At 71.2% G+C, this 23,902-nt stretch carries 14 protein-coding genes and 1 tRNA gene; 9 read left to right on the plus strand and 6 right to left on the minus strand.

Going from position 1 to position 23,902, the window contains the following annotated elements:
- Positions 1-9: 9 nt before the first annotated feature.
- From ASE58_RS04240 to ASE58_RS04250, 3 genes are read left to right on the plus strand one after another with little or no spacing between them, the layout of a single operon-like run.
- A complete protein-coding gene (locus tag ASE58_RS04240) occupies positions 10-7,224 on the plus strand; it encodes a filamentous hemagglutinin N-terminal domain-containing protein (protein ID WP_055818240.1) in 7,215 nt (2,404 codons plus the stop codon).
- Positions 7,221-10,334 carry a CHAT domain-containing protein gene (locus ASE58_RS04245; protein ID WP_055818242.1) on the plus strand — a complete coding sequence of 1,038 codons (3,114 nt, stop codon included), beginning with the start codon at positions 7,221-7,223 and terminating at the stop codon, positions 10,332-10,334. The genes ASE58_RS04240 and ASE58_RS04245 overlap by 4 nt, the downstream gene beginning before the upstream one ends.
- Before the next feature lie 2 nt (positions 10,335-10,336).
- Positions 10,337-11,110: a CPBP family intramembrane glutamic endopeptidase gene (locus ASE58_RS04250; protein WP_055818244.1), complete on the plus strand. Its 774-nt coding sequence runs from the start codon at positions 10,337-10,339 to the stop codon at positions 11,108-11,110.
- Positions 11,111-11,112: 2 nt separating this feature from the next.
- On the opposite strand, the gene ASE58_RS04255 is transcribed toward ASE58_RS04250, so the two are convergent.
- Entirely contained in the window at positions 11,113-12,438 is a 1,326-nt protein-coding gene (locus tag ASE58_RS04255) for a M23 family metallopeptidase (protein ID WP_055818246.1), read from the minus strand.
- Between the two features lie 122 nt (positions 12,439-12,560).
- On the opposite strand from ASE58_RS04255, the gene tssK reads away from it, so the two are divergent.
- The 6 genes from tssK to ASE58_RS04285 are packed head-to-tail and all read left to right on the plus strand — an operon-like array spanning position 12,561 to position 21,756.
- Positions 12,561-13,895, plus strand: coding sequence for a type VI secretion system baseplate subunit TssK (gene tssK, locus ASE58_RS04260; protein WP_235511815.1), 1,335 nt, complete (start codon positions 12,561-12,563; stop codon positions 13,893-13,895).
- Positions 13,892-15,256 (plus strand): type IVB secretion system protein IcmH/DotU, encoded by a 1,365-nt coding sequence (icmH, locus tag ASE58_RS04265; protein WP_055819477.1) that lies wholly within the window; start codon positions 13,892-13,894, stop codon positions 15,254-15,256. Before tssK ends, icmH begins: the two co-directional genes overlap by 4 nt.
- A complete protein-coding gene (gene tssM / locus ASE58_RS04270) occupies positions 15,256-18,750 on the plus strand; it encodes a type VI secretion system membrane subunit TssM (protein WP_055818248.1) in 3,495 nt (1,164 codons plus the stop codon). The genes icmH and tssM overlap by 1 nt, the downstream gene beginning before the upstream one ends.
- The gene (gene tagF / locus ASE58_RS04275) at positions 18,747-19,193 is read left to right on the plus strand and encodes a type VI secretion system-associated protein TagF (RefSeq protein ID WP_156347614.1); all 447 of its coding nucleotides are present in this window, start codon (positions 18,747-18,749) and stop codon (positions 19,191-19,193) included. Before tssM ends, tagF begins: the two co-directional genes overlap by 4 nt.
- Entirely contained in the window at positions 19,190-19,942 is a 753-nt protein-coding gene (locus tag ASE58_RS04280) for a PP2C family protein-serine/threonine phosphatase (protein WP_055818252.1), read from the plus strand. Before tagF ends, ASE58_RS04280 begins: the two co-directional genes overlap by 4 nt.
- Complete coding sequence (locus ASE58_RS04285; RefSeq protein ID WP_055818254.1) at positions 19,939-21,756, plus strand: serine/threonine-protein kinase; 1,818 nt, start codon at positions 19,939-19,941, stop codon at positions 21,754-21,756. The genes ASE58_RS04280 and ASE58_RS04285 overlap by 4 nt, the downstream gene beginning before the upstream one ends.
- 35 nt (positions 21,757-21,791) lie before the next feature.
- Here ASE58_RS04285 and ASE58_RS04290 read toward each other — a convergent pair.
- The 5 genes from ASE58_RS04290 to infA all read right to left on the minus strand — a co-directional run bounded on the left by ASE58_RS04290 (position 21,792) and on the right by infA (position 23,859).
- Positions 21,792-21,867, minus strand: a tRNA-Phe gene (locus ASE58_RS04290).
- A 29-nt stretch (positions 21,868-21,896) separates the two neighbouring features.
- On the minus strand, positions 21,897-22,097 hold the full coding sequence (locus ASE58_RS17435; protein ID WP_082456982.1) for a DNA gyrase inhibitor YacG: 201 nt from the start codon (positions 22,095-22,097) through the stop codon (positions 21,897-21,899).
- Positions 22,075-23,049 carry a hypothetical protein gene (locus tag ASE58_RS04295; RefSeq protein WP_055818256.1) on the minus strand — a complete coding sequence of 325 codons (975 nt, stop codon included), beginning with the start codon at positions 23,047-23,049 and terminating at the stop codon, positions 22,075-22,077. The genes ASE58_RS17435 and ASE58_RS04295 overlap by 23 nt, the downstream gene beginning before the upstream one ends.
- Positions 23,042-23,611 (minus strand): Maf family protein, encoded by a 570-nt coding sequence (locus ASE58_RS04300; protein WP_055818258.1) that lies wholly within the window; start codon positions 23,609-23,611, stop codon positions 23,042-23,044. Before ASE58_RS04300 ends, ASE58_RS04295 begins: the two co-directional genes overlap by 8 nt.
- 29 nt (positions 23,612-23,640) lie before the next feature.
- Complete coding sequence (gene infA / locus ASE58_RS04305; RefSeq protein WP_003049127.1) at positions 23,641-23,859, minus strand: translation initiation factor IF-1; 219 nt, start codon at positions 23,857-23,859, stop codon at positions 23,641-23,643.
- Positions 23,860-23,902 lie beyond the last annotated feature (43 nt).

Genomic DNA, 23,902 nt, shown 5'->3' on the forward strand with positions numbered 1-23,902 from the left:
GAAACCCCCATGCCCGTCGCCGCCACCGCCCGCCGCCTTCGCGCCGTCCTCGCGCTCACCACCGCCTGTGGTGCGCTGTACCCGGCGGTCGCCACGGCCCAGAGCGTGGAGGTGCGGCTGCCGACCAAGGACGATGTGAAGGACGTCCGCACGGACGGGTTCAAACCCGATTTCCGCGGCAGTGGCGACAAGCTGCGCGTCGACCTGAACGCCCGCAACACCGTCATCGACTGGAACGGGTTCAACATTCCCGAGGGCAAGGAGATCGACTTTACCGACGCGCGGCTGCTGGGCGGGCTGCGCGGGGATATCGCCGTGCTGAACCGCGATGTGTCGACGAAGCCGTCGCAACTGCTGGGCAAGCTCAGCAGCGATCCCAATGTCGCGGTGTGGGTGCATAACGCCAACGGCATCCTGGTGGGATCGAAAGCGGCGTTCAACACCGGGTCGCTGGTGCTGACCACGCTCGACATCAAGCCCGAGGATTTCGTGGGCGCGGGTAACAGCTATCGGTTGCAGGGCAGCGCCGGCAGCCAAGCGGCGATCACCGTGCAGCAGGGCGCGAAGCTGCGCGTCGATGGCAGCACGCGCGGGCTGGTGATGCTGGCGCCCAAGATCGACGCGCATGGCGATTTCGTGGCGGAGGGGCAGGATGTCGCCTTCGTCACCGCCAGCGACGTGACGCTCGACTATCGCTCGGGCAGCCCGTTGTCGGTGACGCTGAACCGGGGCAGCGCGGTCGCCGGGACCAGCCAGTATGTGCGCGGTACGGTGGCGGGCAACAACGCGATCTTTGCGCTGGCGTCGCAGGATACGCTGACCGATTCGTTGTTGCAGGTATCGGCGGCGGTGACGACCGCCAGCACCGGATCGCGCGGGATCGTGCTGTCGGCGGGCAAGCCGGCGACGGCGGTCGGCGGCGTCACCGTCGCGGGCGATGCGGCGGCGACCGGCGGGGTCGCGCGGTTGCTGGTCGATGGCGCGCTCACCACCAACAATCGCGACGCGGATATCACGGCCGGTGCCAGCGGCGCGGTGACGTTCGGCGGGGCGGTGCAGACCCGCGACACGCTGACCATCGCATCGGGCGGCGCCCTGGCCGTGGCGGGCAATGTCACTGCCGGGGGCGATGTGCTGCTGTCCGGGCGCGGCGTGACGCTGGGCGCGACCGATCCGGTGACGCAGCGCGCCGGCGGGCAGTTCCGCATCGCTTCGACCGATGGCGATATCATCGGCATCGGCGCGGTTACGCTGCGGTCGGGCGATACCGGCGATGACGGGCTGCTGCTCGAAACGCTGGGGAGCAGTGCGGGCAACATTACGCTTGGCAATCGCAGCCGATTGATCGCGGGCGACGATCGGCGCGGGGGACTTAAACTGGTGCTGCGCGACAGTGCGAACACGATCGATATCGGTTCGGTCGACGCGCGGGCGCTGCGCGGTGCGGTCGGCAGCGGGGCGATCGGCCTTGGCGACGTGAACGTGCGCGAGGCGCTGTCGATCGGTGGGACGACGATCGTCACCGGTGACCTGGCATCCGACCGCGCGGTCGAGGTGCGCGGCAGCGGGGCGGTGACCACCGGCGGGATCGCCAGCGGCGCGGGCACGACCGTCGTCGCGGGCGGCGCGCTGAGCGTCGGCGGCGATGTCGTCGCGACCGATGCGGTGCGCCTGCGCGGCGGGTCGGTGGCGCTGGGCGGTGCGACGTTGCGCAGCGGCGGCGCGATCGACGTCACCGCGCTGAACGGCGGCATCGCCGGGTCGCGGGCGCTGGCGATCCAGTCGGGCAGCAGCCGGCGCAGCGACGTCATCAAGCTACAGGCGGCGGGCGCGCAGGGCATCGTGCTGGCCGATGGCAGCGCGATTACCGGCGGGACCAACCGCGCGCTGGACGTGCGGGTGTTCACCGCCAGCGATGCGCCGGTGCAACTGGGCGATGTGACCGCGCGGTCGCTGGGCACGATCGCGGCGCTGGATGGCGATACGTCGACCGGCGGCGCGTTCCGTTCGGCCGGGTCGCTGCGCTTCGGGCGGCTTGATCTGGTCGACGGCTTCACCGCCGAGAGCACCGGCGGCGACCTGAGCGTCGGGCGGATTGCGGTGAGCGGCGCGTTGCAGGGGATCGACCTGCGCGCTGCGGGCACGCTGTCGGTGCAGAGCGACATCGGCACCAGTGGCGCGGTGACGCTGGCGAGCGGGACGGCGCTGACGCTCGGCGCGATCGAGAGCCGCGACCGTGCGGTCACGTTGACCAGCGGGGGTACGCTTCGCGCCGGGCGCCTGACGGCGGCGACGGGGGTGACGGCCAGCGGGACCGGCGTGACGCTGGGCGATGTGCGCGGCGGCAGCGGGGCGGTGTCGCTGACCGCAACGTCGGGCGACCTGTCGCTTGGCAGTGCGGCCGGACGGAATGTCTCGCTGACGGCGGGTGGCGGGATCGGCGTCACGGGCGCGCTGACCAGCGATGCCGGGGCGATCGACGTGAATGCCACGCGGGCGATTGCGGTCGGCGGTGCGGTGCGCAGCACCGGTGGTGGCGTGGGCATCGCATCGACCGGCGGGTCGGTGGCGGTGACCGGCGGGCTTGCGTCCGATGCGGCGGCAACCCTGTCGGGATCGGCGATCACGCTGGGCGGGACGCAGGTCGCGCGCGGGGCGTATCGCGCGACGGCGACGGCGGGCGGAATTACCCGCAGCGGCACCGGGCTGTCGATCCGGGCCGACAGCGACGGCAGCGGCGGCGAAGACGTGACGCTGGGCGCAACGGGCGGTGCGATCGACCTGACCGACAGCCGGATCGATGCCGGCGGCACGGTGCGGCTGACGACCGATGGGCAGGGCATCACGGTCGGCGCGGTCCAGGCCGCCGGACTGGTGGCGACCGGGGCGACCGCCACCGGCGCGGCGATCCGCACCGGAGACGTGCGGGTCGGCGGGCCGGTCACGCTCGGCGCAGCAGGCGATGTGACGACCGGCGCGATCACCACCGATGGCGCGGTGGCCCTGACCGGCAATGCGGTGCGGTTCGGCAATGTGCGCGCGGCGAGCCTGTCGGCGATTGCCGCCGGCGGTGCGGTCAACGGCGGCACCATCGACACCAGTGGCGGCGTGCAGGTGCAGGCGGCCAGTGGTGCGCTCGCGCTGGGCCGGGTCACGACCGCGCAGGGCGATGTCGCGTTGAGTGCGCTGGGGCCGGTGTTCGTGCAGGGCGTGGCGTCGGGCGGCACGGCGTCGATCATCGGGACCGGGACCGGAGCCGACGTGTCGATCGCCGATGGCTTGGCGTCGAACGGCGCAGTGACGGTGCGGTCGGGACGCGATGTCCGCACGCCGTTCGTCCGCAGCGCGACCGGTGCACTGACGGTGGCGGCACCCAATGGCCGGGTCGCGGGCTTCGTCGCGGGCAGCGGGACCAGCCTCTCGGCGGGGGCGGGGCAGCCCTTCTCGCTGACGGTCGGCACCGATGCGGTGCTGGGTGATGTGGTCGGCGGCAATATTTCGATCACCGCGACGGCGATCACCGCCAACCGGATCGACGGCGGCGCGCTGCCCGTCGCGCTGAAGGCGACGGTCGGCGACCTGATCGTGACCGGGCCGGTGACCGGGAGTACGCTGTCGCTGACGGCGGCGGGACGGGCGCTGCTCGGATCGGTCGACGGGTCGGGCGCGGTAACGCTGGCGGGCGCGCAGGGCCTGTCGTTCGGCCGGGTATCGGGTGCCTCGATCAGCGCGACCGGCGGGGCGATCCGGGGGACCGCGCTCACTTCTGCCGGGGCGGTGACGCTGAGCGGTGCCGATGTGACGCTCGACCGGATCGATGGTGGGACGCTGACGGCGGATGCCACGGGCACGCTGGCGATCGGCACCGTCGCGGCGACGGGCGATGCGACGCTGAACGGCGCGGCCGGCAGGTTCGGCGACGTGACCGCCGGCGGTGCGCTCGGCGTCACGACGACCGGCGGCCTGCAGTTCGGCACGCTGTCGGGCCGAACCGTCGTGGCGTCGGCACAGGGCGGCGCGCTGAGCGGATCGGCGGTGATGGCCGCTGGTAACGCGACGCTGACCGCGCAGTCGATCGACCTGGGATCGGTGGACAGCGGCGGGGCGCTGTCGGCGACGACCGGCGCGGCGCTGGCAATCGGTACGGTTCGGACGACGGGCGACGCTGTGCTTGCCGCAGGGACGACCGGTACGTTCGGGACGGTCGAGGCGGGCGGGACGCTGAATGCCACATCGGCGGGCGCGTTGCGGTTCGACCGGCTGGCAGGGCGCAGCGTAACCGCGACCGCGCAGGGCGGGGCGCTTGCCGGCGCAGCGGTGGCCGGGACCGGCGACGTGACGCTTGGCGGACAGTCGATCGACGTTACCTCGGCGGAATCCGGCGGGAATCTGGCCGCCACATCGGGTGGTGCGCTGACGATCGGCACGGCGAAGGCGACTGGCAATGCGACGCTTGCCGCCGGAACCAGCGCGACGCTGGGATCGGTCACGGCGGGAGGCACGGTCGATGCCACGTCGGCGGGCGCGCTGCAGTTCGACCGGCTGGCAGGGCGGAATGTCATCGCGACCGCGCGGGGCGGGACCCTTGCCGGCGCGGCGGTGGTCGGGACGGGCGACGTGACGCTTGGCGGGCAGTCGATCGACGTGACCTCGGCGGAATCCGGCGGCAATCTGGCTGCCACGTCGGGTGGTGCGCTGACGATCGGTACGGCGAAGGCGACCGGCAATGCGACGCTTGCCGCTGGCACCGGCGCGACGTTGGGAACGGTTACGGCGGGAGGCACGGTCGGTGTCACTTCCGCCGATGCGCTACGGTTCGAGCGGCTGACGGGGCGTAGCGTCACTGCGGCGGCGCGCGCGGGGGCGCTGACCGGGACGACTGTTGCGACGACCGGCGATGCGGCGTTGACCGGACAGTCGGTGGACGTCGCGACGGTTACCGGCGGCGGATCGCTGGTGGCGGATGCGACCGGCGGTGGGCTGCGGCTGGGCACGGTCGGCATGGGCGGCAACGTCACGGCCCGTGCGAGTGGTACGGCGACGCTGGCGGGTGCGGTGACGGCGGGTGGCGCCTATCGCGTCACCGCGGGGTCGATCGCGCTGGACGGCAATCAGCAGGCCGGTGGCGAGGTTCGGCTGGTCGCGACCAACGGCGCGATCGCCGGGACGTCGGGGCTAACGCTGGCGAGCGGCACGGCCACCGGGACGGCGGGCGGTGCGGCACCGATGGTGCTCGACGCGACGGCGGGTATCGACCTGTCGGGCGCAGCACTGCGCGCCGGGGCCGGTTCCGCGCTGGCGGTGCGCGCCGGGCGGGGGCAGGCGATACGGCTGGGATCGGTCGAGGCCGGATCGCTGGGCGGGTTCGACGGCAGCGCGCCGGTCGACCGGCTGACGCATGATGCGAGCGTGACGACCGGTGACCTGAAGGTCGGGCGGGTCGCGGTGACGCTGACCGGTGGTGACCTGACGACCGGGCAGGTGACGGCAAGCGGCCCGGTATCGCTGATCGCGACCGGCGGGTCGGTGCGCGCGGGCGACCTGACCGCGGGGACGCTGGAGGCACGCGCCGGATCGACGCTGGCGCTGGGCACGGCGACGGTTGGCGGAACCGCGACGCTGGAGGCGGGCAATATCAGCCTGCGGTCGCTGACGGCACAGGCGTTGACGATTCGGACGGCCGGGACGCTGGGCGATACGGGCGGCGGGGCGACGGCGCTGCGCACGACCGGGGGCGACCTGTCGGTCGATGCGGGCACGGCGCGCCTGGCCAGTGTCGATTCGGCCGGATCGGCGACGTTGCGCGGTACCTCGATCGAGGTGCGCGACCGGCTGGCGGCGGCACGCGCGCTGCTGGTAGAGGCGCGATCGGCGCTGACGCTGCAGAATGCGGCGGCGGGCGGCGACCTGTCGCTCAGCGCGACCGGGGCGGTCAATGCGGGCGCGGTGACGGCGGGTGGTGCGCTGTCGGTCGACGGTGCGGGCGTTACGCTGGGCGCGGCACGGGCCGGCGGGGCGTTGAAGGTAACCAGCGGCGCAGGGCTGTCGCTGGCATCGGGCAGCGGGAACGGGATCACGCTGGATGCGGCGGGGCTAGTGCGCGCGGGCGCGTTGAGCGGTGGGCCGTCGGTGTCGATCCGGGGTGCCGATGCCGAACTGTCGGGTGCCGTCCAGGGATCGAGCGTGCGCTTTGCCACGCGCGATCCGGCGACGACGGCGCTGCGCATCGGCGACGGCACGCGCAGCGACGGCTTCCGCTTGTCGGCGGTCGAGGTCGGACAGGTCGCAGCTGACACGGTGACGTTCGACAGCGGCGCCGGCGCGATGGAGGTCGGCACGATGGCGCTGGCGCCCGCCATCGGTCGGTCGGTCGAGATGCTGTCGACCGGCGACATCCGCGTGACGGGACAGGTGAGCGCCACCGGCAGCGGGCGCAGCATCCGCATCGGCGGCGACGGCACGACCGGCAATGCCGCGACGATCCACCTGATCGCGACCAGCGATGCGGGCGGGCGGCTGCTGCTGGGCGACAACGACCTCGACCTGCGGGGTAACCGGATCGCCGCGGGGCTGACGACCGGGTTCCTCGACACGTTGCAGCCGGGCGATGCCGGGCGGGCGCAGGCACAGGCGCTGATCGGCAATCCCAATTCGGCGCTCTACAATACGCAGCTGGGCGGCGGGTTCTTCGCGCCCGATGCGACGACGATGATCGCGGCACGGTCGATGAGCGTCCGGTTCGGCGACTATGCGCTGTTCCAGAATACGGCGGTGCCCGGCCGGTCATCGGGCGTCACCGTCGGGTCGCTGGCGGCACCGGTCACCCCGGCGCTGCGCATCGCGACCTTCGGCACGCCATCGGCGGCGAGCTTCGCCTTCTTTGGAGAGATCAACGGGATTACCGGGGCGGGGGCGGCGCTGCTCGGCAATCCGGTGATCGATATCCAGCCCGCGCTGCTGCCCAACAGCCGGATCAACGGCTGTCTGGCCGGGTCGGGCGCGGGGTGCCTGACGACGATCGTCATCCAGCCGACGCTGCAGGTCTTCGACTGGGACAGCCAAGCGGTGTTCGGCATCCTGCAGGACGTGTCGCTGCCCTTCACGCCGATCATCGGCGGCAATAACGAAGCGTTGTTGAGCGGGCTGCCCGCGCTGGCACCCGAAACGCCCGCCGATGCCGCCGCCCCCGCCCCGACCGCCCCGCCGCAGGAGCCGAAGCCTTGATCCCCAGCCGTATCGTCCCGTTGCTGTCGGGCGTCGCCGCCGCCGTGCTGGCGGGGTGCACCGCCACGCCACCTGCGCGGCTCGACAGTTTCAACCTGGGGAGCAATGCGGCGGGCGAGCGCTGTTCGGCGGCGCGCAACTGGGGCGATGCCGCGACGCCCGACCCGTTTTCGCGCGCCTATGCCATCACCTGTTCGAGCGTCGCGGCCAGCCGTCCGCTGGGCAGCATCCGGATCGTACCGATCGAACCGGCGGCGGTCGCCGCGGTCGACGCGCAATTCGATTGTGCCGACCGGCGCGACGTGACGATCGCGGGCACGCCGGGAGGCGCTGCACGCTGTTTCGACAAGCAGACCGGGCTGGAATCGATCCGGCTCGACCTGACGCGCGGACAGCGGCGCTATGTCGCGGCGGGAGCGCCCGCGATTTTGCCGCAGGTTGAGGAGGCGCTGACCATCGCCGCCGGCCTGCGCCGCCCGGCGGTCGCCGCGACCTATGTCGCGACCGCCAGCGTCGATGCGACGACCCTGCCACCGCGCGCCGGCAGCCAGGGTGCCGACACGTCGCCGGTACCGGAAGCGACCGCCAGCGCCGCGCTGACGCAGGGGATCGCGCTCAACCACAAGGGGCTGCATGTCGAGGCGTCGCGCGTGCTGAACGACGCGCTGACCCGGCTGACCCCGGATGCGCCGCCGGCGTTGAAGGCCGAATTGCTGCTGGAGGCCGGACTGGCCGATTCCAATATCCGCTTCCCCGATGCCGCCGCGCAGCATTTCGAGGATGCGCGCGCGATCTTCGTCGCGGTGCCGGCGACGCGCACGCCGTTCCTGCTGCGCAAGCTCGACACCTATCGCGCGCTGGACGCGATCAACCGGGGTGCGTTTATCGAGGCGCTGGCAACGCTCGACCGGACCGGCGGGATGCCGGGTGCGACCGACCGGCCGCTACAGGATGCCGCGACACTTGTCGCGCTGAACCAGCCGGCGGCGGGCGACCGGGGGATGCCCGCGCTGGCCGATACGGCGCAGCTGTCGCGGCTCGTGCTCGATGCGCAGGCGCATTATGCGCGCAGCATCGCATTGCTGGGACGCGGCGACCGGGCCGGGGCCTTGACCGAGATCGATGCCGCCGCCGCGATCTATCGCCCGCTCACCAACGAACGACTAGACCAGACGCAGCTCTATTGGCTGGGCGCACGGATCGCGCGGCAACAGGGACGGTTGCGCGCGCAGGCGGGCGATTATCGCGCGGCGCTGGACCATTATACCACCACGGTCGAATTGCTGCGGCGCGGGTCGATCGCCAATGCCGGGACCGGCAGCGAGCCGGCGATCGCCGAGGCGGGGCTGGAGCGCGCGGCGGTCTATGCCCGCGCCGGTGCCTCGCGCAGCGAAGCGCGGGCGGCGTTTCGCGACGCGGTGGATGCGGTGATCGCATCGGGCGGCACGGCGCCCAGCGGCGCGATCGGCATGGAGGATTATCTCGACCTGCTGGTCGCTGAATCGGCGCGACCGGCGGCCGACACCTACGACCTGTTCTTTCGCGCCGTGCAGGCGGCGGGCGAGCCGGCGGTCGCGCGGCAGATCACCGAATTGCGCAACGTCGTCACCGCCGATCCGGCGGTGGGCGCGGCGGTGCGCGAACGCGCCGATCTGGAGCGCGAACTCACCCGGCTGCGCTATGCGCTGTCGAGCGGGGGGGAGGGGGCACCGGGCAGCTCGACCGCCGAACTGAACCGCGCGCGCGAGGCGGCGGAGAACCGGCTGCTCGCGGTCGATGCGCAGCTGGCCGCCGATCCGCGGTACCGCACGCTGGACGAAAGCCCGGCGACGCTGGCCGAACTGCGCACGGCGTTGCAGCCGGGCGAGACCTTCCTGAAGCTCACCACGCTCAACCGCCGCATCTATGGCATGGTGGTGACCGCCGACCGAACGTATCTGTATCAGGTCGCAGAGAGCGATGCGGCGCGCGGCGCGGTGCTGCAACTGGCCGAACAGCTGCGTGCGTCGATCGACGGCGATCTGGCGCTGGGCAAGCTGGTGCCGTTCGACGAGGCGCGGGCCTATACCCTGTACCGGCTGGTCAGCGGGCCGGCGGCGCCGGTGCTGGCGGCGTCGCGGGCGATCGTGGTCGACCCGTCGGGGCCGCTGCAACAGCTGCCGGTGGGTGTGCTGGTCACGCGTTATACGCCCGACGCGCCGGAGGCACCCAGGCGCGATCCGTTCGATTTTTCGCGCACCGCGTTCCTGGCGGCGAATGTGTCGATTTCGACCGCGCTGTCGCCGCGATCGTTCCTGGTGTCGCGCGCATTGCCCGCGTCGCGCGCGCAGCGGGCGTTTCTGGGCTTTGGCCAGAACCAGCCGGGATCGCCGGTGCCGCTGCCCAACGCGCCGGGCCAGATCCGGGTCGGGTTCGGGTGCATGGTCGCCGCCGACCGGCTGGGCACGATCGCCCGGTCGCTCAAACCGATCGACGGGCGCGAGCTGAACATCGCCGCCGGGGCGCTGGGCACGCGCGACGCGCAGTTCGTGACCGGTGCGGCGTTCAGCGACAGCGCGGTCGAGGGGCGCAGCGACCTCGACCAATATGAGGTCGTGCATTTCGCGACGCACGGTATCGAGGAAGGGCTGTGGGGCTGTTCAAAGTCGCCGCCCGCGCTGGTCACGTCGTTCGGGCAGCCGGGATCGGACGGGCTGCTCGATTTCTCGGAAATCGCCAAGCTGAAGTTCGATGCGAACCTGATCGTGTTGTCGGCATGCGACACGGCGGCGGGCGTACGGGGCGAGGCGCTGCGCCGGGCGGTCGGGCAGGAGGAGCCGGGTTCGACGCTGGAAGGGCTGGTGCGCGCGTTCCTGACCGCCAATGCGCGATCGGTGCTGGCGACCTATTGGCAGGTGTCGGCCGAGCGGGAGAGCACCGAGTTCATGCGCAGCTTCTATAGCGAGGCGCGCACCCACAGCATCGGCGAGGCGCTGCAACGCGCGCAGCGGACGCTGATCGCGCAGCCGCAATATTCGCATCCCTTCTATTGGGGGCCGTATTTCCTGGTCGGGGATAGCGCCAAGTCGATGTTGAGCGGCGGGGCAGGCGCGCGGGTCGCGGCGCGCTGATCGTGCGGGCGCGGGCGATCGCGCTGGCGCTGGCCGGGGTGCTGGCGACGTGGGTGTGCCTGTGGGGCGTGGCGCCCTTTGCCGACCATCTGGTCCGGGGCGCTTCGCCGGTGGTGGCGGAAGCCGGGTTCGGTGCGATCGTGTTCGGCGCGATCCTGTTGCTGGCATGGGGGCTGGGCAGGGTTGGCGGCGTCGCGTGGCGCTGGGCCGGGTTTGTGCGAGGGGCGGCGGTCGGGCTTTGCGCGCTGTTGCTGGCGATCGGCTATTGCGCGCTTGCCGGTACGCTGGGCCGGGGTGGCGGATCGCCGCTATCGCTCGCGCTGCCGCTCGGCCTGCTGGTCGTGCTGGTGCAGGTGGTGGCGGAGGAGGCGATGTTTCGCGGGGTTGTCCAGCCGCTGCTGGTGCGCAGCATCGGGGGCGGGGCGGCGGTGCCGCTGACCGCGCTGGCCTTTGCCGCGCTGCATGCCGTGCTGGGCGGCGCGGCACCGGTGATGCTGGTCAACATGCTGCTGGGCGGGGTGCTGTTCGGCCTGCTGGCGCTGCACCGCGGGCTGGGCGCGGCGATCGGTGCGCATGTCGCGTGGAATGCGCTGGAGCAGCTGGGCGTCGGGCTGGACCCCAATCCGGGCGTCGGGCCGTTCGGGGCGATCGTCGACCTCGACCTGTCGGGTGCCGCGCGGTGGGGCGGGTCGACCGCCGGGCTGAACGGCAGTTTCGCGATGGCCATCGCCCTGCTGGCGGCGATTTTGCTGGTTTGGTGGCGGCGGCCGGCGTGAGGCTACATCGCCTTCGCCCGCTTTGCGTCGATCGCGTCGCGTACCTTGCGGAATGCCGCCATCGCCGCCGTCGGGATGGCGCGGCCGCCGCCGGTTTCGATCGACATCGGGTCGACCGCCTGGCCTTCGATGTGGACTTCGTAATGGAGGTGCGGCCCGGTCGAGCGGCCGGTGGTGCCGACCTCTCCGATCTGCGTCCCCTGACCCACGCGACTGCCCGGCACGATCGCAGGGGCGATGCGATTGAGGTGCAGATAGAGCGTTTCCCAGCCATTGTCGTGGCGCAGCCGGACGAAATTGCCGTTCGGCCCCTTCATCGTGGCAAAGGTGACGGTGGCGTCGCCGGCGGCGAAGACCGGCGTACCGGTGGGCGCGGCGAAGTCGGTACCGCGATGCATCTTGCGAAAGCCCAGGATCGGGTGGCCGCGCATGCCGAAGCCCGAACTGATCCGCGCGGCATCGACCGGGGTCCGCATCAGCGACCGGCGGCTGCTGCGCCCGCTGCTGTCGAACCATTCCGCCTCCGCATCGCCCGGCAGGCGGTACTGGTAGAGCGCGCGCGTCTTGGCGGCGGTGGCGAGCGAGGCGTAGACGAGGCGCGGTGTGCCGACGACATCGCCATCGGCGTTGACCCGCTCTTCGAAACCGGCCTCGAACACGTCGCCCGCCGAAATTTCGCGCTGGATGTCGAAATCATAGCGAAAGGCGTTGGCGAACGGGCCGACCAGCACATCGCTGACCCCGGCGGCGACCGCCGAGCTGTAGAAGCTGTTCCCGTCCAGCTCGCCCCGCACGAAGCGCAGGCGCCGCGTCAGCCGGGCGGTCAGCGCCTTGGCGACCAGCGCGCCGTTGCCGCCGCGTTCGATTGCGACGCCGCCGCCATCGGCATGGGTCACGGTGGCGGCATGCAGCGTCGCACCGGCGAGCGTGACGTCGAGGCGGAGGAGACCGGACGTATCGCCCAGCGCCTGCTGCGCCAGATCGGCGGTGCGATCGGCATCCGCCGGCGCGATGCCCAGCGATCGCAGCGTCGGGGCAATGGCGGTCGCACTCGCAATGTTCAGCACGCGCTGGTCATAGGACACACCGACCGGGGCGGCAGGGGCCGGCGTCGGGGCGACGGCAGGGTCATTTGCCGGGCGGGCGGCATAGGCGAGGATCGCGCCGCCCAGCGTCACGGCAACCCCGGCGAGCAGCGAGATCGGGTTGCGTCGCGCGGCAGCCGGTGCCGCCTTCGCGATGGGCGGCACCGGCGGCGCGGCGACCGGCCGGGGGCGGCTCCACGAGCGCGGGTCGTAGGACGGTTCGGGATCGTAGCGATGCTGCATGGCCTGCCCTTGGAACCAAAAACCGCGCCGGGCGTCCCTCCGGCAGCTATTGCTGTGGCGAAACGATCTGACAGTAACTTGGCTCCGGCGCGGTGCATCGTGCCTGAAGGGGGTAGAGGTTGGTGAAGAACCGGGTGGCGTGGTCCGAGGGTATGTTCCTGCGGCCGCAGCATTTTCAGGCGCAGGACCGCCACGCCGAGGCACAGCTGAACGCGCGGATCGCGTCGATCCGGCCATGGCCATGGGGCCTGACCGAGCTGGTGATCGACGAGGATGTGGCGACGCTGGGCAAGTTCGCGGTGACGCGCGCGACCGGTATCCTGCCCGACGGCACGCCGTTTTCGATCCCCGACGACATCCCGCCGCCGCCGCCGCTCGACATTCCCGCCGATGCGCGCGACGCGCTGATTTCGCTGACGCTGCCCGCGGCACAGCCCGGCGCGGTGCAGTTTCGCGAGGCGGACAGCGACAGCCTCGACGCCCGCTTCCTGGTCGACGATGCCGAGGTCGCCGACAGCTTTTCGAGCGACAGGAGCAGCGAGCCGGTCGGGCTGGCGCGGCCGAACCTCCGCTTCGGCGTGACCCGCGACCAGACCTATGGCCGGGTGACGCTGGGCCTCGTCAAAGTGCGCGAGGTGCAGAACAAGCGGGTGATGCTCGACGACCGCTATATCCCGGCGACGCTGGATATCGCGGCGGCGGCGCGGTTGCGCGGCGGGTTGTCGGACATTGCCGGGCGCGCCGGACAGCGCGCGGGCGAGTTGGCCCTGCGCGCGGTCGAGGCGACCGATGGCGGGTCGGATACCTTTGCCGGGTTCCTGCTGCTGCAGGCGCTCAATCGCTGGCTGCCGGTGCTCGACCATCTCCAGCATCTGCCGATGGTGCATCCCGAACGGCTGTTCGAGGCGCTGGTGTCGATGGCGGGGGAGCTGGCCACGCTGATCCGACCCGAACGCCGCGCACCGCCGCTGCCGCGCTACGATCATGTCGATCCGCAGCAATGTTTCGATCCGGTGTTCGACCTGCTGCAATCGATGCTGTCGGCGGTGTTCGAACGATCGGCGGTGCAACTGCCGCTCGATCAGGCGGGGCCGGGGGCCTATGTCTCGCGGATCACCGACCACGCGCTGTACCAGACCGGCTATTTCTACCTGGCGGTATCGGCCGCCGCGCCGGTCGAGGAAATTCGCGGGCTGTTCCCCTCGGTCGCAAAGATCGGCGCGGTGCAGCGGATGCGGCAGATCGTCGATTCGGCGCTGCCCGGCGTGCCGCTGCGCCATACCCCGACCCCGCCGCCGCAGCTGCGCGTGCTGCCCGGCTTCGTCTATTTCGAACTGGATCGCGGCGTGCCCGACTGGGCGGAGTTCCAGCAGGCGACGGCACTGGGGCTGCATGTCGCGGGTGACTGGCCGGGGCTGAAGCTCGAACTGTGGTGCGTGAAACGGAGCGCGCGGTGACCGAAGACGGCGACGAGGGCGACAAGACGGTCTTCCGGCCGTCGCCATTGCAGGGGTTGCGGCGTGGGGCCACGCCGGATGCGGGCTATGGCGCGCCGCCGCCGCTGTCGCGTACCGGCCATGCGCCGGGCGGCGGGAACCTTGCCCCGTCGCGCCTGTCCGAAGACGATGTGCCGCTGCCGGCGACCCCGCCCAAGGTCCGCAACATCATGCTGGCGGAGGCGGAGCCGGTCCTCGCGCTGCTGGCGGCGGTGCGTGCCGGGCGGGTGCGGATGCCGATGCCCGAATTCCACCGCGAATGTGCCAAGGCGATCGCGACGTTCGAGCGGGCGATCGCACCGCATTATCCCGAAGAAAAGCGCCAGCGCGCCAAATATGCCGTCTGCGCGACCGCCGACGACATCGCGCAGAACCTGCCCGGCATCGGCACCGATGGCGCCGAATGGGCGCGCCGGTCGATGGTCGTGCAGTTCTTCCACGAAAATATCGGTGGCGACCGTTTCTGGCAGCTGGTCGACGACATGCTGCGCACGCCGAACGACAATCTCGATCTGATCGAGCTGTTCCATGCGTGCCTGGCCGCCGGGTTCGAGGGGCGGTTCCGCGTGATGCCCGACGGGCGGCGGCGGTTGCAGGAGATCATGACGCGGCTGTACGGCGCGCTGCCGCACGTCCGCGCGCTGTCGCAGGTCGAACTGGTCCCCAACTGGCGCGGGGAAAAGGCCGCGCCGGCCCGGATCGGGATGAATATCCTCGCGCTGGTGGCGGCGGGTGCACTCGCGCTGCTGGTGCTGGTCTATGCCGTGCTGCGGCTGATGCTGGCATCGAGCGGCGACTTGCCGTCCGACCGGCTCGCCGCGCTGAACCCCGACAGTCGCCTGACCCTGTCGCGCCCGGCGGAGACGATGGCGGCGGCACGCAGCGCACAGGCGTCGCGCCTCGCCAAGTTCCTCGAACCCGAAATTCGCGAAGGGCTGGTAACGGTCGAGGAGGATGCGCAGACGGTGCGGGTGCGCACGACCGTCGGGCAGTTGTTCGAATCCGGGTCGGACGCACTGGAGACCGGGCGCGAGACGCTGTTCCACCGCATCGGCCGGGCGATCGAGGGCGAACGCGGATCGGTGCTGATCGAGGGCCATGCCGATAACGACCGCGTGGCGACGGTGCGCTTCCCCGACAATATGGCACTGTCGGAGGCGCGGGCGGAGACGGTCGGCAAGCTGATCCGCGAGGACCTGTCCGATCCGTCGCGGGTGACGACCAAGGGGCTGGGGGAAAGCGTGCCGATCGCATCGAACGATACGCCGCAGGGCAAGTCGCAGAACCGCCGGGTCGAGATCATCGTGCCGAGGCGCCAGTGATGCGGCGGTTCTTCACCAACTGGTATGCGGTCACGCTGCTGACCGCGCTGGTGCTGGCGCTGATCGTCCTGTTCGCGCTGCCGTTGTTCTTCGCCTTTTTCCGGCCGTGGAGCGTGCGGATCGCGTTCGTCGTCGGCATCGCGCTGCTGTGGGGTGCATGGTGGGGCTGGCGGCGCTGGCAGGCCAAGAAGCGGTCGGACGCCATCGCCAAAGAACTTGCCGGACCCGACGCCGCCGAGGAAGAGGGCAAGGCGCTGGGCAGCCGCATGGGCGATGCGCTGGCGAAGCTGCGCAGCGCATCGGGCAATCGCCGCGACTATCTCTACAGCCGGCCGTGGTATGTTATCATCGGCCCGCCGGGCGCGGGCAAGACGACCGCGCTGCTCCATTCGGGCCTGCGCTTCCCGTTCGTCGAACAGGCGGCGAAGGGCGTGGGCGGCACCCGCAACCTCGATTTCTGGTTCGCCGACGAAGCGGTGCTGGTCGATACCGCCGGGCGCTATACCACGCAGGATTCGGACGCGACCGTCGATGCGGCGGGATGGGGCGCGTTCCTCAACCTGCTGAAACGCCATCGCCCGGCGCAACCGATCAACGGCATCCTCGTCGCGATCGGGGTCGATACGCTGGTCGGCAGCGACTGTGCGGCGATCGACGCCCATGCCAGCGCGGTACGGCGACGGCTGGTTGAGCTGCGCCGGACGCTGGAGACGGCGGTGCCGGTGTATCTGGTCGTGACCAAGGCCGATCTGCTGGCCGGGTTCGACACCTATTTCGACGATCTGGACGTCGAGGGGCGGCGCGCAGTGTTCGGTGCGACATTGCCGTACGGCGATGGCCGGCCGAGCGCCGAGGCGCTGGCGCAGGCGTTCGACATATCGGCGCAGGCGATCGCCGACCGGCAGGCACGGCGACTGTTCGAAGAGGTCGACCAGCGGCGGCGCGGCATGATGCTGGGCTTCCCCGCCCAGTTGCGCAGCCTGCGCGCGCGGCTGATGCGCTTTGCCGAGGGTGCGTTCGTCGCGGGCGACGATGCCCCGGCGCAGTTGCGCGGCTTCTACCTGACCAGCGGCGTCCAGGAGGGGGCGCCGCTCGACCGTATCCTGGCGGCGATGGGCGAGGTGTACGAAGCGCCCGCCGGCGGCATGGAAACGCGCAGCCGCGCCTATTTCCTCAACCGGCTGTTGACCGAGGTGATGTTTCCCGAAGCCGGGCTGGGGTCGACCGACCTGCGTGCGCGGACGCGGCACCGTGCGCGGTTGATCGCGGTGCTGGCGGCGATCGGCATCGCGACCGCGCTGGTCTTGGCGGCATGGGGTATCAGCTATGCCCGTAACCGCGCGTTCCAGAATGCGGCGGCCGAGCGGGCGCAGATGGCTGAAAAGCAGCTGCGCGAGGCGGGCGTCGATCTGGCACAGGTGCGTGAGGACGATGCCGATCTGCGCGCCGCGCTGCCCGCGCTGGACACGCTGCGCAATTTGCCACGCGGCTATGCCGAACGGCGCGCCGGTGGTCCGCCGCTGATGATGACGTTCGGGCTGTATCAGTCGAGTCTCAGCCAACAGGCGGAGGAAAGCTACCGCGTGGCGCTGCGCCGCATCCTGCTGCCCCGCCTGTTGTTGCGGCTGGAGGCAGTGATGCGGGCCGATGGACGCGATCCGATGCGGCTGTACGAACCGCTGAAAGTGTATCTGATGCTCGGCCAGCAGGGCCCGATGGATGCGAAGGCGGTAAAGGCGTGGGTCACCGCCGACTGGGCGGGCGAGCTCTATCCCGGTGCCGACAGCCAGGCGGAGCGCACCGCGCTGACCCGGCATCTCGACGCGCTGCTGGAGGATCGCGACATGGCGTCGGTCTGGGCCAATCGCCGCCCGCCGCTCGACGCCGGACTGGTCGCGTCGGCGCGCGCGGCGGTGCAGACGCTCAGCCTTGCCGACCGTGCCTATGCGGTGATGCGACAGAAGGCGGCGTCGGCGGGTCCGGCATGGGAGGCGGCGAACATCCTGTCGCAAGGGGATGTGCTGGCCTTTGCCAACCCCGATGCGGTCGCGGCCTATCGCATCCCCTATTTCTTCACGCGCGCAGGCTATGAGAAGGCGTATCTGCCAGGGTTGGCGACGGTGCAGCAGGATCTGAAGCGCGACCTGTGGGTGCTGGGCGGCGCGGGCGAGGCGGGCGTGGGCGAGGAATTGTCCAACGTGCGCGCCGGTGTCGCGGGGCTGTATGCCAAGGACTATATCGCGGCATGGGACGGGATCATCGCCGCGATGAAGCCCGGCGCCTATTTCCGCGACCCCGCCGCGTTCGGCGCGCTGACCAAGAGTCCGTCGCCGCTGAAACGCGTGCTGCTCGAACTGCGCAAGAACACGATCTTTACCGGCGGGGTGCAGGCCGGGCTGGCGCGGGCCGGGCGCTATGGCATGAACCGGTCGCGGCTGGGGCGTGTCGCGAACGAAGTCGGACGCGACCGGGCAAGCGGGATCGATGCGGGCGACGAGATCACCGGCTATTTCGCGAACCTGCACGAATATGTCGGCGACGGGCGCGGCTCGGCGCCGGTCGATGAATTCATCGGCGGGATCAAGGCGGCGGGACAAGCGGTGATCGCCGCGCAGTCGGTCGGTGGTGGCGGCGGGTCGGACGCGACCCAGGCGGCGATGGCCACTGCGCTCGCCACGGTAAAGGCATCGGCGGCGCAGGCCCCGCCACAGCTGCAATCCTTCGTCAATCAGGCGGCAGGCGGCGGTGCCGCGGCGCAGATCGGCGCGGCGAGCGGCGCGGTGACCGACGCCTATGCCCAGAGCGTCCTGCCGGCGTGTCAGGGGGTTGCCCAGGAGCACTACCCTTTCTTCGCAAGCGCCCCGGATGCGCCGATGGCTGAAACGCTGCGCGTGTTCGGGATGGGCGGCGTGATCGATTCGTTCGTGCAGCAGCGGCTGGCGAAGCTGATCGACACCGGCGGCCCGGTGTGGCGCTGGCGCGAGGGTGATCCGGTGGTGGCGGCGCTGAACCCCGCCACGCCCGAGGCCTTTGCCCGCAGTGCCGAGCTGCGCGACCTGCTGGCCGGTGGCCTGCCGATCAAGGTGGCGGTGGCGCGTTTCGGGCAGGGGGTCGGCACGGTCGAACTGTCGAGCGGCGGCACGCGTTATCGCTTCACCCCGACCAGCAACCAGCCACGTCCGATCCTGTGGTCGGCCAATGGCGGGCTGCCCGAGGCGTCGCTGATCCTTTACGGCCCGGCGGCGCCGGGTGCCGCGCCGGCGGGCGGCGATGCCCCGCCCGGCCCCGAACTGGCGCGGATCGAGACGGAGGGGCCATGGGCGCTGTTCCGGCTGATGGACCGCGCCGAAAAGCGCAATGCCGGCGAACAGCGGATCGAGGCCGGCTTTGGTGACGGCATGGCGCGCAGCACGCTGGCCATCGCGCTGCCGACGAAGCGCAACCCGTTCAGCCGCGCCGGGCTGTGGTCGTTTCGCTGCCCGAGGACGCTATGACCGCGTGGGTGTTCGGCAAGCTGCCCGCGCATGGCGATTTCGTCGCGCGGGGCATGGATGCCGCGACGCGTGGCGCGCTCGATGATTGGCTGGCGGATGCGCTGGCGACGGCGCGGGCACGTTTCCCTGGCGATTTCGACGCGCGGTTTGACGTTGCGCAGCCTTGGCGGGCGACGGGCGAGGGCGTCGCCGGGGCGGTCGCGGCGTCGCAGGATGCGGTAGGGCGGCGCTTTCCGGTGCTGCTGCTGGCGGACGATGCCCAGCTTGATCCGTCGGCGTGCGAGGACCTGCTCTATGCGGCGATTACCGAAGGCTGGGATGTGGATCGGCTGGCGGCGGCGGGTTCCGCGCCGCGCGGTGTCGTGGCGCGCTGGTCCAGTGCGCAGGGGAATGGGCTGGACGGACCCCATCCGGTCGAGCTGATCGTGGAGATGCTGGCATGAGCGGCGTCCGCGCGCGCGGGTTTGCCGCGACCCATCCGGGGCTGAAACGCCGGATCAACGAGGATCGCTTCTGCTCGCGGCCCGATCTGGGCCTGTGGGCGGTCGCCGATGGCATGGGCGGCCATGCCCATGGCGACTGGGCGTCGAACGCGGTGGTGCAGGCGCTGGAGGCGATCGACCTGCCCGGTGATTTCCACGAGGCGACCCGCACCGTCGCCGACGCGGTGCACAGCGCCAACCGCCGCATCTGGGCCGAGGCGCAGCGGCGGACGCAGCAGATGGGGTCGACCGTGGTCGCGCTGCTGGTGCGCGGTGGCTGTTTCTCCGCGATCTGGGTCGGGGACAGCCGCGCCTATGTGCTGCGCGACGGGGTGCTGCACCCGCTGACCCGCGACCATAGCCAGGTGCAGGAAATGGTGGATCGCGGGCTGATCTCGCCCGAGGAGGCGCGCGACCATCCACGCGGCCATGTGCTGGCGCGCGCGGTCGGGGTGGGGGCGCGGCTGGCGGTCGATGTGGTGACCGATGACGCGTTGCCCGGTGACCTGTTCCTGCTGTGCAGCGACGGGCTGACCGCGACGACCGACGATGCCGCGATCGCCGCCGCCATGGCCTTGCCCGACCGGCAGGCGGCGCTCGACCGGCTGGTCGCGAGTGCGCTGGCGGGTGGGGCACCGGACAATGTGACCATCGTGCTGGTCGCGGTCGAGGAGGCGACGGCGCTGTCACTGGGGCGCGGCGCGGCATGACCGGCGACGACGACGACCGCACCGTGTTTCAGCCGGGCGACGGCCGGGGCGAGGGTGATGCCGACCGCACCGTGTTCGAACCCACAGGCGGTACCGTGGCGCAGCGCAGCGACCATATCCAGCCCGGCGACGTGCTGAACCATATGTTCGTCGTGCGCCGCTTCCTGGCGCGCGGCGGCATGGGCGAGGTGTTCGAGGGCGCGAACCTCGCCACCGACGAACGCGTCGCGATCAAGGTGATGCTACCGGCGCTGGCCGCCGATCCGAACGTCATCACCCTGTTCCGGCGCGAGGCGCAGACGCTGACCCGGCTGCACCACGAGGCGGTGGTGCAGTATCGCGTGCTGGCGATGGAGCCCGAACTGGGCGTCCTCTACATCGTCACCGAATATATCGACGGGACCAGCCTGTCGGACGTGCTGCCGACGCTCAACCCCGATCCGGCGGCGCTGGGCGGGTTGCTGCGGCGGCTGGCATCGGGGCTGGCGGCGGCGCATCGGCTGGGGGCGATCCACCGCGATGTGGCGCCCGACAATGTGCTGCTGGGCGGGGGTGAGCTGCGCCGTGCCAAGCTGATCGATTTCGGCATCGCCAAGGACCTCGACCCCGGCACCGCGACGATCGTGGGCGACGGCTTTGCCGGCAAGCTCGGCTATGTCGCGCCCGAACAGCTGGGCGATTTCGATCGGGCGCTGGGCCCGTGGACCGATGTCTACAGCCTGGGGCTGCTGATCCTCGCGGTGGCGCGCGGGGCCGATCTGGGGCTGGGCGGCACGCTGGTCGATGCGGTCGACAAGCGGCGTGCCGGGCTGGACCTGTCCGCCGTGCCGGTCCCGCTGCGCAGCGTCGTCGAGCGGATGGTGCGGCCCGATCCGGCGCAACGTTTGCGCGATATGGAGGCGGTGCTGGCGGCGCTGGACGCAGCGGAGGTGCCGGGCGTCGTGTCGTCCGGTCTGCCGCGCCGGTGGCTGTGGGCGGGCGGCGCGACGGCGCTGGTCGCGATCCTGGTGGCCGCCCTGCTGTTCCTGTCGGGGCGGGGCGGGGGCCAGCGGGCGACGGGCGATGTGCCGGTCGCGGCACCGGGCGATCCGGTGCAGACCGCGCGATCCGCGATCGACACGGCGCTGCCCTCGGTCGGCTGTACCTGGCTCAGCATCACCGACATCACGGCGGCCGGTGGCGGGGTCGACGTCGCGCTAACCGGCGTGGCGGGCGACCCGGCGCAGGCCCAGCGCGAGATCGGCGAGACGCTGCGCGACCGGGGCATCGCCACGCGCCGGATGGATTTCGCCGATGTGGCGGTCATCACGCCGGCGGGTTGCGCCGCGCTGGACGCCTTTCGCCAGATTCGCGCAAATGGTGGCCACCGGCTGAGCGTGCCGCAACGCCGGTTCGAAATGCGGCCGCAGCCCGCCACCTCGGCCTATGCCGGGCGACAGGCAGCCAATGCGATCGTCGGCATCGACATCGGCGATCCGTCGCTCGACTTCGCGCTGCTCGGGATCGAGCCGTCGGGGCGGATCGAGATGCTGATCGCCGATCGCGCCGCCTTTGCCGCCACGCTGCGTGCGTCGCGCGACGAAGTGCCGATCAAGGATCTGGGGAACGATCGGTATCGGCTGCAGATCGACCTGGACCATGCGGGTTGGTCGGGGCTGTTGCTGGTCACTGGCAAGGGGCCGTTCGAGCCGGCGATGCTGGCCCCGCCGCTTGGCAGCCGGGGCAGCGACTGGCGCGACAAGGTGGCGACGCTGGCGGGCGAACGCGGCTGGCGTACCGAGATGATCTGGTTCGAATCGGTCGCCGCGCGCTGAGCCTGGCGCGGTTCGGTTCAGCGATGGGGGAGAAGTGGTGCCCGGAGACGGATTCGAACCGCCGACACTGCGATTTTCAGTCGCATGCTCTACCAACTGAGCTATCCGGGCACGCCCGGTTGTCCGGGAGAGCGGGCCTGTTAGCGGGGCGGATCGTCGCTGTCCAGCCCGGTTTCGCCTTTTTCATCCGACGATGCCATCGGGCCGGGGATGCGATATCCCTCACCCATCCAGTTCAGCATGTCGCGGTCGCGACAGCCGCGACTGCAAAACGGGCGAAAGGCGGCGTCCGTCGGGGCAGAACACAGCGGGCAATTGTTACGGGAAGCGGGCCTGGACATGGCCGGCGGATATGGCGAGGCCGGCGTCGCCCCGCAAGGCAAGCGTGGCACCCAGCGTGCGTTCGACCGCTTGGCACCAGTCGGGCCGCGCGGCGATCGCGGCGATGACGGCGGGATGCGCGGTCAGCGTGCGTTCGCCGCTGCCCCGGTCGCGCTGCGCCTGTCGCAGCAGCGCGCGGGCATGGGCGGGGACGTGTGCGAACAGTTCCGGCAGCGAGGCACGGGTGCGGCGACGCACGATCTGGAGAAAGCCGAAGCCGTTGACGGCGGTGCGTTCGAAGGGTTGCGGCAGGATGGCGTCGACCGCTTCGGCAGCGGCGATGCGGACGCCCTTGTCCCCCACCGTCGGCAGGTCGATGCCGATCGATCCGGCAAGGTCGAGCCGGGCGATGGCGCGTGCCGCCACGCGGGCGCCGGTGACCGCGAGGTCGGCGGGTGCGAGTTCGCCATCGATGTCGATCAGCGTCATCGCCGGGGTCAGCGAGATCGTCAGCGCGCCGCCGGGAAAGCCAACCTGTCCGGTCGTCGCTTCCTCGATCAGCAGCGGCCAGCCGGCCTCGCCCAGCAGGTCACGGTCGAACGGGCCGACGATGCAGGCGTCGGGGAGGTCGGCCAGCGAGGGGCCGACGCACGGGACCGCATCGGGCAGGGCGGGGCGGGCGCGTGCGCGCTTGGGCTTGCCAGGTTCGGGGGTGGCGGGCCGGGTGATCTCGACCAGCAGCGTCGCCCCTTCGGTCACGGCGCGCGGCAGGGGGTGGAGCAGCGCCTCGCCCCCGTCCCACGCGACGATCCCTTCGTTGCGCACCGGGATGCGGCGGACGAGGCGGGCGGGGAAGATCGTACCGGCGCGGAGCGCGTCGTCGGGTTCGATCCGCGCCTCGACGATGTCGTCATCGACGATCCGCGCAGCGCGAATTTCGCCGATGCCGCGCTCGACGATCCAGTCAGCCAAGCGGGACGCCGGCGGTTTCGAGCAAGGCGCGGGTGTCGAACAGCGGCAGGCCGATCACGCCCGAATGGCTGCCCGAGAGGAAGCGGACGAACGCCTCGGCCCGGCCCTGGATCGCATAGCCGCCGGCCTTGCCCAGCCCCTCGCCACACGCGATGTACGCGTCGATCTCGCGCGGCTCCAGCCGCTTGAACGCGACGATGGTGTCGGCGATGCGAATGCGCGCGGTGCCGTCGGGCATCAGCACGCAGACGGCGGACAGGCAGTGGTGGCGACGGCCCGACAGCAGCCTGAGCAGCTCGCGCTGGATATCCTCGGTCGTGGCGGGCGGCAGGATACGGCGGCCGAGCGCGATCGTCGTGTCGCCGGCCAGCACGACCGCACCATCCTGTGGCCCGATCGCGCGCGCCTTCGCTTCGGCGAGGCGCAGCGCATAGGGGCGCGGGAGTTCGCCCTTCAGCGGGGATTCGTCGATATCGGGCGCTTCGACCCGATCCGGCACCGCGCCGATCCGCGCCAGCAGGTCGCGGCGACGGGGCGAGGTCGAGGCAAGGATCAGGCGCATGGCCGTAGCTCCGGTCATGCGGCTGTCGCTTACTTGAAGCGGTAGGTGATGCGACCCTTGGTCAGGTCATAGGGGGTGAGTTCGACGAGGACTTCGTCGCCGACCAGCACGCGGATGCGGTTCTTGCGCATCTTGCCGGCGGTGTGCCCCAGGATTTCGTGGTCATTCTCGAGCCGGACGCGGAACATCGCGTTGGGCAGCAGTTCGACCACCTGGCCGCGCATTTCGAGAAGTTCTTCCTTCGCCAAACAAATACCTCATGAGATTATGGCGCACCGGCAACCGGGCGGG

The organism is Sphingomonas sp. Leaf9 (genome assembly GCF_001421355.1).
Lineage (GTDB): Bacteria > Pseudomonadota > Alphaproteobacteria > Sphingomonadales > Sphingomonadaceae > Sphingomonas.

Excerpts from the sequence above, each read along its gene's own strand:
- ASE58_RS04240 (WP_055818240.1), top strand. The coding sequence starts at position 10 with ATGCCCGTCGCCGCCACCGCCCGCCGCCTTCGCGCCGTCCTCGCGCTC.
- ASE58_RS04255 (WP_055818246.1), bottom strand. The coding sequence starts at position 12,438 with ATGCAGCATCGCTACGATCCCGAACCGTCCTACGACCCGCGCTCGTGG.
- tssM (WP_055818248.1), top strand. The coding sequence starts at position 15,256 with ATGCGGCGGTTCTTCACCAACTGGTATGCGGTCACGCTGCTGACCGCG.
- tagF (WP_156347614.1), top strand. The coding sequence starts at position 18,747 with ATGACCGCGTGGGTGTTCGGCAAGCTGCCCGCGCATGGCGATTTCGTC.
- ASE58_RS04280 (WP_055818252.1), top strand. The coding sequence starts at position 19,190 with ATGAGCGGCGTCCGCGCGCGCGGGTTTGCCGCGACCCATCCGGGGCTG.
- ASE58_RS04285 (WP_055818254.1), top strand. The coding sequence starts at position 19,939 with ATGACCGGCGACGACGACGACCGCACCGTGTTTCAGCCGGGCGACGGC.
- ASE58_RS17435 (WP_082456982.1), bottom strand. The coding sequence starts at position 22,097 with ATGTCCAGGCCCGCTTCCCGTAACAATTGCCCGCTGTGTTCTGCCCCG.
- ASE58_RS04300 (WP_055818258.1), bottom strand. The coding sequence starts at position 23,611 with ATGCGCCTGATCCTTGCCTCGACCTCGCCCCGTCGCCGCGACCTGCTG.